Origin of the sequence: Mesorhizobium sp. BR1-1-6, assembly GCF_020165355.1 — a bacterium.
Taxonomy (GTDB): domain Bacteria; phylum Pseudomonadota; class Alphaproteobacteria; order Rhizobiales; family Rhizobiaceae; genus Mesorhizobium.
On sequence record NZ_JAIUHZ010000030.1, the window covers coordinates 20,337 to 33,108 of the forward strand.

Genomic DNA, 12,772 nt, shown 5'->3' on the forward strand with positions numbered 1-12,772 from the left:
CCGGCTTGGCAGCGAGTTAGCAGCTCCTGTGCAGTAAAGATTTGGTACGCTACCCAAAGGGCGATTCGAAGTGGGAGGGTTTTAGGTGCGCCAGCAGACAATTGAACGGGCGAAAGAGGAGTTCGACATTCTTGGCGAACTCAGCGCACGCTTGTCACAAAAGATACGTGAAGGTTATCGGTCCGCGCGGCCCGAAGTCATTCGGAATATTGAGCAGGTGGATCTGGTTAATATTAGCGACGGCTTGACAAAGGCGTTTGAGGAAGTCGCAAAGCGTGGGTACGGACGTGTCGTGTTCGCAGACGAGTACGATGAGAACGGGGACTACGCTGGCGCTACTTATTATCGGGTTTCACAAGCCAACGCCGGTTTCCCGGACAGACCCATCCGCCTTGTGGCTCGTAACTCCCCGGTCGGAAGCCAAATAGCGTCGTGCGCGATCGGAGATGAAATCTCGGTTCGCGTCCCGAAGAGGGGAGAGCGCTCGATCCTCGTTACCGGAATTGTCGACATTACCGGTATGAGCAATCTTCTTCGCGAAAATCCGGACGCGAAGAGGCTCCTGTTTAGGGTTGGCGAGGGCCTTGCGGACGAGGAGGTGTTCAATCTTCGGGCTTTCGTCCGCTCCTTGCCGGGCCCCGCCCGGACGCCAGATTCCGAAGAGGTCGGAGGCGAGTTTGTCGCCGCCGGCGATCTTTCAACCGAAGTCGATGAATTTCTGCCGGCTGGTAGCTATTCGGAAGACGAGGTCGTTCAAGCCCAGCCAACGGCGGTGTTGGATCTGTTGCCTTCGGCCGAAGTATCTGAAGATGCTCAAACAGATCCTTTCTGGAGTATCCGCCGAGACGCATTTTTCGGTGATGATGCGGAGGTTTCGCTCGGTAGCCAGTTCTTCACACAAACAACAGCCAACCAAGAATCCGGCATTCAAATGGTAAGAGGTCTCCAGATTGTTCATGGCATTGCGGGCAGTGGTAAGACGTCCGTCGCCCTTGGTCGGTTGAAGTTCTTCGCGAACTTCAGATCACTGGAGAATCTGCTTGAGTACGGTTTGCACGAGCGGGATTTTGCCGACTTTGACGCCAGCGGCATGATTGGCTTCGTGCTAAGTCCGAGTCTGGTCTCGTATCTGAAGCAAACGGCTGAGAGCTTGGACATCGGAGCGATGAAGATTCAAGATTTCGCGGAATTCCTGAACTCCGAGCGCACGCTTCGCCGCGTATTCAACAATCGTCCGTTTAAGAAATCGTCGGAACCCTGCCACCCCGAGCAGAAGTCGGTGCGCTGGCTGAAGATATTAGACATCGTAGCGGCGGCGTACGTCGCAGACGCTATGAGGGAGATAGCCGCGGCTCCTCTCACAAAGCCCGCGGTTTCGGGAGCCGAAAAAATCTCGGACCGACGCTGGGAGCAACTGGTTACGGATACCTGGGGCAAAGGACCACTGAGGTTTCGGCTTCAGAGCTTGGTCAGGAGCTTGGAGGTGGCGCCGGATCTCGAGGTGCGGACGTTCATGTTGCGCAAAGTGGCGATCGAGATCGATCGCCGAATCCGCCTTGGGGAAAATGAGTCGGGCGGCCTCGAACTGAGTGAGCGACGGATTGTCCGCGAAGCCATCGAGAACGCTCAACAGCGGCTATTCAGGCTTCTCAATCCGCAAGAGCTGTATGTCCGCATATTTACCGAGCCTGCGTATCGCACACGGATCGAGGAACTTGCCCTGAGTGTGGGCATCTCGTCGAAGGACGTTGTTGAACCAATAGTCGAGCGTCTAAATCAGAATCTGGTCACAGATGACGATGTTATCTGTGCGCTGTGTCTGAACGCACTATCGTGCGATCAATTCGAGCGTGACATCAGGGCCATTCCATACCTGCGGACTTTTGCGGAGCGAGTTGGCGTCTTCATCGATGAGTACCAAGATTTTAGCGAGTTGCAAGTCCTCCTGATGGGCTACAAAGCTCTGCCAAAGTACTGGCTCGTGACAGTTTCTGGAGATGCCAGCCAACGGCTTCATCGCGACGGTCTCGCAGAGGTGCAGCGGGCGTTCCCTCAAATCGCAATGCGCCATGCATCGGTTCTTCTGGACCGCAACATGCGCCAGACGGGTCCGCTTGCCGCGTTGTCAGCGTGTTTCCGTTCGTTGACGGAGGGGGATGGTAGTCAAATGGTCGGCGCCTGCAATGCCCCTTTGGACGTGTATGAGGACCCCGCGGAATTCGCCCGAATGGCGATCGATCGCATTGTCGCGCTTCCGGAGACCGCGAGCGTGGCTGTCATTTGTGCGGACGACCAGGATGTTGATCGCTGGTTCTCGTTGATGCATGGCGATCTGGATGCGAACTTCCGAAATCCGATGATCTCAGATCATTCAAAGCTGACTATGCGGTTTCATACTCATTTCACGACTCCGGTAGAAGCAAAGGGGCTTGAATTCGATGTGGTTGTGGTCCCGAACTTGGCGGCATACGACGGCTCTGATACGGTCGGCAGGAATTCCCTCTATGTCGCTGTTAGCCGTCCACGTCATGCGCTTCTAATGGGCTGCGACTATGAGGCCATTGGTTCGTCGATGATCGCTGGTATGGTTGATCACCGACATCTCGTGCTTCGAACTCAAGAACCAGCAGGTGACCCAGTCGACCGCGTAGCGTAGCGAACGCAGCTGACTTTGAGCCATGACAGTTCGTTGCACTCCCTGATCGACAGCCGACGCCCCGAAGAGGGCCATGGGGAAGGGACTCTCAGTGTGAAATTCCAGTCCTTGCGATATCCGTGAGCGAATGTTGAGATAGTCTAAAAAATAGCTTTGGGGGCGAAGGGCATGTTCCGTATCGTTCGTCTGGGTCGACGGGCAATCGGTGGGGTGGTGCTGATTGCAACACTTGTTGCCTTCTTCTCCTCAAACCAATTTGCCGTCCTGAAGCTGGCAGTTAGTTTTTGGGATCCGTTCGCGATCTCACAATATAGGCTGGGTCGCCTTTCCAATAACGACTATAGGGGATCCATCGAGCAAGCACTCAAAGAGGGTGATGTTTCTGAAGCCAAAAGTCTCGTGGTGCTCGCCCATGACAACGGACGCGAATTGCCGGCCGATCTGATTGAGCGGACCCGGGAAAGTCGCTTTGAATTCGGACTGCGAAATAGCAAGGATTTCCTGGATGGCGTAGTTTCCGGGCAAGTGACGACCTCGGCTTCCATCGGAGGCGTGCTGGCGGCCGACTACATCGGTGTCGGTGATGTCCGCGATGCAGTCATTCAAGGCAACCATCTGATCCGGGGAGAGGGCTATGACAAGCTCACGCTTGGCCTTTCCCTGCTTGGTATGGCAACGAATGTTCCGGGTACCGGGGCGATAGACGTTGGGTTTTCGCTGCTGAAAAACGCCAACAAGGCCGGGAAGCTATCGGGAGGCTTGCTTAGACGGCTTGGTGTTATATCGGCTCGGCTGGTTGATCTTGAAGGCTTGAAGCGAGGCCTTTCCCGTACCTCCCTGCCCACCTTCAAAGCTCCATCGGCAGCAGCCGTTCGAGCGGCCTTTGGCGAAATCGACTGGCATCGTGCGACAAAGTGCGACTTCTCGGAATTCCGAAAGCTGATCTCAGAGATGATGCCAGTCGACATCAAGGCTGCAAAAGATGCCTTTAGCGGCGCAGTTCGCAAAGAGGTGGTCGGGGAGGTGGGGTTACTTGCGAGTTCCGCAACTGGAATAGCGTCGACCGGAGGAATAAAGGCAACCTTTCGAGCTCTGGAAAATGCCGACGATGCCAAGGAGCTCTCCCGGTTCCGATCCTTGGCAAGCGGTATGGGTGACAAAACCTCTGCGGTAGTGAGAGTGCTGGGCAAAAGTGCGATCAAGTTGGGGGAACTGGTCTATCGGGTCGTATCTATTTTGATTGCCGCAATAGGTTGGTTCGCTGGCGCATTGTGGTTTGTGTTCTCCTTGGTCCGAACCTCATTCAGCTTAGTCAAACGGAAGGGGGCGAGCACATGAGTTCGAACGGACGACCAAAGCTGGCGTTAGTAGCGGCAGGTATTGGTGGGACTGCTGTCGCGGGTTTCGGACTTGGCCTCGGCAGGGATATTTATAGGAAAACAAAGAAGAACGTCGAATTGATCGCGCTTCTTTTGGCAGCGGTCTTTTGCCCGTTCATCGGCGGACGGGGTCTCGTCCGGGGACATAATCGAGGGATATTCGGAACCATTTTCCTGACCATTCTTGGAAGTCTCCTTTTGATCGTGACGGGCTTTTGTGCTGCCACCCTTTTGTTGTTCGGGATACTCGTGCTGGTCGGTGATGGCAAAACAGATACCCCTTTCCTTCTTGCGCTGCTGGGCGGACTTGTGGTGACCGCGCTCCACGCTGGAATCGGGATGGTGGTTGGCCTCGTTCAGCGACCAAAACGGCTGAAGGCGATCGCCGTCGGCAAGTTCAACGAGCGCTTTTTGGAGGAAAATGGGTTTCAGGAAACAGACGGAGACGACATCACTCACTACGATGACAGTGGCCAAGCGCTGCGATTTCTTGAGGCTCACCAAAGTCGGCTCGTCTTCATGGCTGTTGGCCGGCGCGGGAAACGAGCGTTTATCGATCTCGACCAGGACGGGCGAATGGTGAGCTACTCAGGCATTGCATAACCACCATGGCGCCCGAGGGGGAAATGGGCGCGTCGAACCGTTGTTATTGGGCGCGAATGTTACGTGCATCGGCCGCCTTTTCGCAAAGGGCGTGGCACGGCGTTATCCAACGCGCTTGATCTGTAGTTTTCGTCAGAAACCGGGCCGGCGGCAAAGGACGTCTCAGGGTGAAATACCCATTTCACACTATTGGACGCTTCCAAGCTTTTGCAGGCCGGACTGCGACCCAAAGGCGACACATTTTTCAAGGAGGTGAACGGCAGATTTGCGCCCAATTTCGGGCGTTGAGATCAGGGTCGTTTGCGCTGGGAAACCGACGTTCAACCCGTTTTGCCGCGGGGAGGAAATAGGACGCGCCTTTAGGGCCCGCGATCATGCTGACCCCAAGGGAACTTTCGATCAGTTCGCCCCAGTTTGTCGAAGGGCGCTTAATGTGTCGCGGTCGAGATGTTTTGGTTGACGCTAAAAAAGTTGGTCGGGTCGTATTTGCTTTTCACTTCCGCAAGCCGTCTGTAGTTTTCGCCGAATGAGGCGCGGATAACTTGGTCCGCGGGCTCGCTCTGAAAGTTCAGAAGGTGCATCCCGCTCGAATGCGGCTCGAACGCATCATACATGGCGCGTACCCAGGCAATATGCCTTTCGCTTTCGGCCGGATCCACCCACTGCGCGGTCATTCCTATGTTGTATTCCGCGCCGCGCTGGGCGAAGGCGGATTCAGCGCGACTGATCCTGCCTGGCGCGCCGCCATAGAACTCTACGATGCAGGCCGAAAGAGGCGACTTCATCCGATTTCCATGCTCGACAAGCAGGTCTATGATCGTGTCGGTAAGTTGCGGAACGAAGCTCGCCTTCCAGAAATTGTGGGTGCCGTCTGGGAAAGCGCCGTCAAGCAGCTTCTGCATCGTCGGGAAGGGCATTAGCTGGATGGCATCGAGCATTGGGGGACCGAAAGATCGCAGCGGCGCCAGCACACGTGCGCCTTCTACCACGTCACCGCACCAGCATGCGATTACGCCGACCGCCGGCATGCCGTCCGGTGTCGTCAGCATGGCCGCGTAGGCAGTCAGTTCCTCCGGTGCCGTGGCCATGAAGTCACGATAGAAGCGCAACACCTCACCGGACTTGTCGCGTGCGTGAACGATCAGGCCGCCGAGCACTGATGATATTTGCTGCGCCCGGAAGGTGAAGCAGGTGACGATGCCGAAATTGCCGCCGCCGCCGCGCAAAGCCCAGAACAGGTCGGGGTGTTCTTCCATGCTGGCCGTCAGCAGGTTGCCCTCCGCTGTCACCAGCTCAAACGAAATCACATTGTCGCAGCTCAGTCCGTGCTTGCGCACCAGCCAGCCTACGCCGCCGCCGAGCGTCAGACCTGCAACGCCGGTCTTAGAGACGACGCCGACCGGCACCGCCAACCCATGCAAATGGGTCTCTCGGTCGAGATCGCCAAGCGTCGCGCCGCCCTGAACTCGCACGGTCTGGGTCTTGGGCTCAACCATCACGCCACGCATGGCGGAGAGGTCGATCACGATGCCGTTGTCGCAGAGCGCGCGCCCGGCGACATTGTGACCGCCCCCACGCACCGCGACAAGAAGGTCGTTTTTAGAAGCGAATTTCACTGCGTGGATTACATCAGCGACACCGAGGCAGCGTGCGATGAGTCCAGGGTGTCGATCAATTGCCGCGTTCCAAATACGGCGTGCCTCGTCGTAATCGGCATCAGCGAGCCGGATAAGGCGGCCAGCCAACCCCGAAGCGAACTCATCGATGAGGTCGGCGCCAATCGGCATGCCATTGCGACTTTGAAGCTGCGTCTCTAACATATCCTCCTCCTCAACTTCTCACCGCGTAAGCTCAAGCCTCGCGGTGAGAAGTAGCATAACACCAGTTGGCGGGCCTGTGACGCCGAAAACACCTTCGATCCGATAAGTGGCGCTCGGTACGGAATGGCCGCTTTTGCCAACTGGATACTAGGAAGCTGCCAGTCCGCTCGCGTGAAGAGTTTCGGGCGCCGGCAGGCGTACGAAAGTCCCCGAGGAAGGAACCCGCGGGCCACAGGCGATGGCTATGGGGATTTCGGATTTTTGCAGATGTCGGCGATGGCGCGACCGGTGTCGGGAAGCTCTGGGGTGAATGCGGACAGACCGCTTCGTTGCGCCTGCGTACGGTGTTGTCGGGACGGTGGGCGGCTGGGCGCGGCTCTGTCGGAGACGATAATCACCATGGACTGTGCGTCGATCCGTTGCCGGAGGCAGAGTGCCTGCGGCTGAAGGCTCGACCATGCCATGCCGGTTCATTGCGTGCTGCCCAGGAAACAGCCAGCCGTCGCGATGCATCAGGCCCTGCTGGCGTCCGACCTTCCACCACTGGCGCAGCAACAAGAGCAGGTCTTGCGACAGCATGGCGTTGCGATAGCGCCCGCCCTTGCCACGCTCGACGCGCAACAGCATGCGCTCGCCGTCGATGTCAGCAACCTTCAGCGTCGACACCTCCGCCACGCGCAGGCCCGCGCCATAAGCGACCGACAGCGCGGCCTGGTGCTTGAGGCAGGTGGTGGCGTTGAGCAGCCGGGCGACCTCGTCGCGGCTGAGGACCACGGGCAGCGTGCGCGGATGCGCCAGCCGGACGAGCTTGCGCGCCAGATCCGGACGATCGACCGTATGCGTGAAGAAGAAGCGCAGCGCCGACACGATGCTGTTCATCGTCGGCACGGGAACGCCGTCGTCCTGCTGCTCGATCTGGAAGCGGCGCAGGTCGTCGGTGGTCGCTGTGTCTGGTGAGCGCCCGAGGAACGTCGCCAGGCGTCCGATGTCGCGGAGATAGTTGCGCTGTGTCTCGCGTGAGAAACGCCGCATGTTCATGTCGTCGATCAGCCGCTGCCGCAGCGGACTGATAGGTGCATCGAGAATAGGATAGGGCATGGTCGGGCTCCTTGTTGAAGAAGCCCGTGATGCTCTGCCCCTGCCGAACCCCGCTCAACGCAGGCGCAACGTCCGGTTCTTGATCTCTACCTCAACCGCAGGCGCCCATCCCGCGCAGCGGGTTCGTTCTCCGGCCCCATTCCTCCCAGTCAGCTTTGCGCCCATTACCAGTCGTCGAGCCGACTACCGGCGAATTCCAGAAGCGGACACGAGGCAAGCCGGCTGACGAGCTAGAGCGCAATGACTAGCGGCGTTTGGCTCGACCATTATTCGCTGATTTATATGCAACCAAGTCATGGCAGCCCTTGACCGGCAGCACCCGCGCGACCTTCTTCTTGAATCGCACCAGTCTGGGCCCCTGAACGTGAATGCCAGCGCGGTTTTGCTGAGCCGCTGGCAACAATATTGGGAATCGGTGATAAGTAATCACGCGGTCGAACTGGCTTGTTGAAGAAGACGCTTGGCGAGGCACAAGAATAATCAGAGAGTTGGGGTAGCGTGCTCTTAAAAATCAACCGGATCAAGGACCTAGGAGTTTTCTCAGATTATATCTGGGATGCCAAGCTGCCCACGTTTGAGCGCTTCAACGTTGTGTACGGCGAAAACGGCTCAGGCAAAACCACCCTTTCCCGTCTTTTCGATTGCCTCATGACGGGCCTCCATGAGGAATACCCCTCGCTCGAATTCAAGATTGAATCGGAAACGGGAGAACTTGCGCACGGCATGGCCGCAGCCAGGAAGGTTCGCGTTTTCAACGCCGATTTTGTACAATCCAACATCGGCCAACTAGACGGCAATCTCAAACCCATCCTCGTCATAGGCGAGGAGAACAAGGCCGTTGCAGAGGCCTTAGCTGCCGACGAAGTAGAAGTCGCAAAAAGGAACTCCGCAATTACAGCCGCCGAGGCTCGCATCAAGTCTCACGAAACAGGCCGAGGAAAGATATTTTCCCAGATAGCGAGCACTATCAGCGAAGCGACGAGTGGCACCACTCAGCGCACATATCGCAAAAACAACGCTGAAAGCGCTTTCGCAAACCTTTCCGCTACCAGCACCCTTTCCGATGAACAATTGGCAACCCATCGCACGACGGTGCGCCAGGAAGTTATGGGCAGGATTGACGCTTCGCCCCACGTGACTTTCCGGATCGGTGAGACGGAGCTGGCTCTGCGCGACTGTGCGGATTATATCAGGACAAACGCGGAGGCCTTGTGCGGAAGGGCCGCAATCAGTGATGCGATTTCTCGCCTAAAAGACAATCCTGATATCGCGAGATGGGTTGAGGAGGGGCACTCGCTTCACAAAAAGCGTGGTGAGCCGAACTGTGAGTTTTGTGGTCAACTTGTACCAGGAGAAAGATGGAAGGAGCTTGAGGCTCACTTCAACAAGGAAGACCAGACGCTGAAGGCCGATATTGAAGGCGCACTCGCCGATATCGAGCGGCTCCGCAGCATGCTGTCCGAGGCCTCGCTGCCGGACCGCCTCGCACTCTACAGCGACTTCCGGGATCAATACGACGCGGCGACCGGAGGCTACGCAGATGCCTTAGAGGCGGCGCACGACGCACTCAATACCGTTGCGGCAGAGCTAGCAGCAAAGCTTGACTCTCGGACCGTGTCGATTCCATTCGATTACGCCCTGTCCTTTGATAACCTCGGCAATTCGATTACCGCGATCGCCGCGGCCCTCGATGCGCACAACACAAAGACGTCAGGATTTGATACCGCCAAAGCCGAGGCAAGGGACGCCATTGAAGGTCATTATCTTTTCAGCGTTAAAGGCGACGTGGCTGCTTTCGATCAGAAGATCACGGATGATAACGCTCTAATCAAGGAAAACACAGACGGCAATCAGGCCGCCGGCAGACCCGCACTCGCGACCCTGCAGGCATCCATCGCGGAGAAAAAGGCGCAAATCTCCAACACGCATAAAGCGGGCGAACAGCTGACCCAGATGCTGCAAACTTTTCTCGGTCGCAGCGAGCTCGTCTTCAATTCAGGGGACGATGGCTACCGCGTCCACCGTAATGGGAAAAATGCGAAACGCCTGAGTGAGGGAGAGCGTACGGCCATTGCATTCATCTATTTCATCGTCCAGCTGAAAGACCAGGACTTCAAACTGTCGGATGGCGTCGTCGTTATCGATGATCCTGTATCAAGTTTGGACTCAAACTCAGTTTATCAGGCGTTCGCATTTCTCAAAAACGCAGTGAGGGGTGCGAAGCAGGTATTCCTCCTGACTCACAATTTTTCGTTCCTGAGATTGCTCATAAACTGGCTGCAGAACGACCCCGCTACGAGGAAGAAAAATCAGCTGTACATGCTTGTTTGCCAAATAGATGCAGCTGGACGGCACTCGACAATTGTCGGCTTGGATAGGACCCTGATTGACCACCCCACAGAATACCATTTCCTGTTCAAGACACTCGCCACCTTCAAAGGCGATGGAACGATTGCAGGGTGCTATCACATTCCAAATGTAACCCGGAAAGTGCTGGAGACATTCTTGGACTTTTTCGTACCCGGCAACAACAGCCTCTACGCGAAGTTGTCTGCGGTGAAGTTCGACGAGAACAAAAAAACGGCCATCTACAAATACGCCAACGATTTATCACATTTCACCGGCCAAGGCTTTGAGCCTGGACTCGTTCAGGAGAGTCAGAAGAACGTCACCTACTTGCTGGAAATGATTCAGGCGCTTGCCCCGCAACATTACGACGGCATGGTTACGGCAACGTCATGAATTGGGAGTGTGAGTTACCCCCTGCAGGCGGGGAAAAATATGACCTATGACTTTTCAAGTCTGGCTCACGCTGATTTTGAAGACATGGTGCGCGATCTCGTCGGCCTTGAACTCAAGATGCGCTTTGAGGCGTTCGGTCCGGGGCCTGACGGAGGCATGGACGGACGACATTCAAAAGGCGGCTCCACCGCAATTCTCCAGGCTAAGCATTATGCCGGTTCCTCATTTGATGCGCTCGCTGCCGCCATGAAACGCGAGCGTGTGTCGATAGATAAAATGTCGGCATCAAGATATTTGCTTGCGACCTCCCGGCCCCTATCGCCGGGCAATAAAGGCAAACTGGCCAAGATCATTGGGCCGACCCTAAAGACGCAGGCGGACATATATTCCGGCGGCGACCTGAACGCTCTATTGCGGAAATTCCCTGAGATAGAAAAGGCACACATTAAGCTTTGGCTTTCCAGCGCCGCAGTCCTGGAGCGCGTCACACGCGCTGCTGCTCATGCTTACGCGGCAATTACCAAGGCGGAGATCGCCGCGAAGGTAAGGGTTTACGCACAGAACCCCAGCTTCAAGGCTTCCCGGGACACACTGGAGGGACAACACATTCTTATTATTTCAGGTCCGCCGGGCGTCGGTAAAACGACGCTCGCGGAGATGCTTGCCTATGCCTACGTGGGAGAAGGTTGGGAACTGGTGCCGATCAGGAGCCTCGAGGACGGCTTCTCGGCCATCGTCGATGCAAGCAAGCAAATATTCTACTTTGATGATTTTCTCGGGAAGGTGGCACTGGACAAGGGGGCGCTCGCGTCGAAAGACTCGGATTTGGCGCGATTTATGAAACGAGTAAGGCATTCCCAGAATGCTCGTTTTATCCTCACGACAAGGGCATACATCTTTGAGGAGGCCCGTCGCATTTCGGAATATTTTGCCGATCACCGTCTCGACATCAGCAAATATGTGCTGGATGTCGGTGTCTATACGAGACGCATAAGGGCGCGGATTCTTTACAATCATTTGCTAGTGGCCCAGACCCCACCCGCTCACATCCGAGCTCTAATTGAGAGCGGCAAGATCCCCAAAATAGTCGATCACGCGAATTATAATCCGCGTGTGATTGAGTGGATGACTGAATCGGTCCACCTAGGTTCGATTCCGCCGGGGCGGTACGCCGAAGCTTTCATCGATGCCTTGGCAAATCCAAAGCAGCTTTGGGATACCGCCTTCCGAACCCACATTCCTGAGAAATGCAGACACTTGCTGTTCGCACTCTTCTTTGCCTCGCAGTACGGCGCGGAGATTGCGGACTTACGGGTTGCTTATCAATCCCTGCATCCGCGTCTTTGCGCAAAGTTCGGACAAGCCCACGACCCCAAGGACTTTGAGGAATCTTTGCGCATTTTGGAGGGAGGGTTCGTGTCGATCCGCAACGGCACGGTTTCATTCGTCAATCCGTCAATCAGAGATTACCTCACCGAATATCTTGACGATCTGCCGCTTCTCCACGAGTTCGCCCTGTCCGCGCGTCAAGCGGAGTGGGCGCGTCAGCTCTGGCGGCATGGGAAAAATCTGTCGGCTACCGAAGACCAATATGCGGAGTTTACAAGGGCATTCACCCTGGTTGCGGGCGAATTTCTTCGCATCCCCACTTGGAAGAAATCCCAGCGATTTCCTCATTCCTACAGTGTTACCGATCTGGCGAATTCGGATCGGATCACGCTTCTTCTGAAATGGTGGGAAGCATCAGGCGATTTGGGGTTTGCTGAGCTGGCAGTGGGGCTTGCCGAAAAGCCGGTGAGCGGGTTCAGCTCATGGCGGGACGGGGAAGACCTGGTGGAGATAATAAAGGAGATGCGGCTCGCATACTTTTATGACGGGTTTCCCCTCGAAGAAGCGCTGGTGACGGCCCTTGAGGACGGCCTAGTTTCAATGTTGACGACAGGAATGGGCTCAGAGGAGCTGGAAAAAATATCGGATGCCATCATCGACTCTGAGGAATATGTGGGCGCCGAAGTTGTCGCTGCGGCGAAAGACGCAATTCGACGCGAATTTGATGACATCGAACGCAGTGCTGCGGAGACGGACTCTGAGTCAACCTTGACCGACCGCATTACGAGTCTGGAAAAACTAGCCCTTCGTGGCGGCGTCGCTCCCGCAGTGCTTTCGTCCGCGATCGAAACAGTGAACCGGCGTATTGCTGAAATCTCCGAAGAGGCGGAGACCGCCGAGCCACCGTCATTTTCTGGAGCGGCCAAGCCCGACATCGACAATTTTGATGACGCGGCTTTGGCAAACCTGTTCGCGCCGCTACTCGAACACTGAGTAGCAATCATGTCGATCAGCGCTTTTCGCACTGCCGTGCATATCGTCCGTCTGCCGGATCTTACGGCTGCGCCGGTCGCCATCCGACCGATAATTGAATCCGCCACAGGTGCCAGATGATCGAGGAACCATGCCCAGATGATTCTATCTTT

General features: G+C 56.3%; 7 protein-coding genes. 5 read left to right on the forward strand and 2 right to left on the reverse strand.

Annotated features, from left to right (window positions below):
- Positions 1-85 precede the first annotated feature (85 nt).
- The 3 genes from LB545_RS31090 (at position 86) to LB545_RS29880 (ending at position 4,638) form a co-directional block, all read left to right on the forward strand.
- Positions 86-2,656 (forward strand): ATP-binding domain-containing protein, encoded by a 2,571-nt coding sequence (locus LB545_RS31090; protein ID WP_224706230.1) that lies wholly within the window; start codon positions 86-88, stop codon positions 2,654-2,656.
- 168 nt (positions 2,657-2,824) lie between these two features.
- A complete protein-coding gene (locus LB545_RS29875) occupies positions 2,825-3,994 on the forward strand; it encodes a hypothetical protein (RefSeq protein WP_224706231.1) in 1,170 nt (389 codons plus the stop codon).
- Positions 3,991-4,638: a hypothetical protein gene (locus LB545_RS29880; protein WP_224706232.1), complete on the forward strand. Its 648-nt coding sequence runs from the start codon at positions 3,991-3,993 to the stop codon at positions 4,636-4,638. The genes LB545_RS29875 and LB545_RS29880 overlap by 4 nt, the downstream gene beginning before the upstream one ends.
- 428 nt (positions 4,639-5,066) lie before the next feature.
- Here the strand turns inward: LB545_RS29880 and LB545_RS29885 are convergent, their stop codons facing one another.
- Positions 5,067-6,458 carry an FAD-binding oxidoreductase gene (locus LB545_RS29885; protein WP_224706233.1) on the reverse strand — a complete coding sequence of 464 codons (1,392 nt, stop codon included), beginning with the start codon at positions 6,456-6,458 and terminating at the stop codon, positions 5,067-5,069.
- 147 nt (positions 6,459-6,605) lie between these two features.
- On the reverse strand, positions 6,606-7,556 hold the full coding sequence (locus LB545_RS29890) for a tyrosine-type recombinase/integrase (protein ID WP_224706234.1): 951 nt from the start codon (positions 7,554-7,556) through the stop codon (positions 6,606-6,608).
- Positions 7,557-8,054: 498 nt separating this feature from the next.
- On the opposite strand from LB545_RS29890, the gene LB545_RS29895 reads away from it, so the two are divergent.
- On the forward strand, positions 8,055-10,298 hold the full coding sequence (locus tag LB545_RS29895; RefSeq protein WP_224706235.1) for an AAA family ATPase: 2,244 nt from the start codon (positions 8,055-8,057) through the stop codon (positions 10,296-10,298).
- 39 nt (positions 10,299-10,337) lie between these two features.
- Complete coding sequence (locus LB545_RS29900; RefSeq protein WP_224706236.1) at positions 10,338-12,620, forward strand: ATP-binding protein; 2,283 nt, start codon at positions 10,338-10,340, stop codon at positions 12,618-12,620.
- The last annotated feature ends 152 nt before the right edge of the window (positions 12,621-12,772 follow it).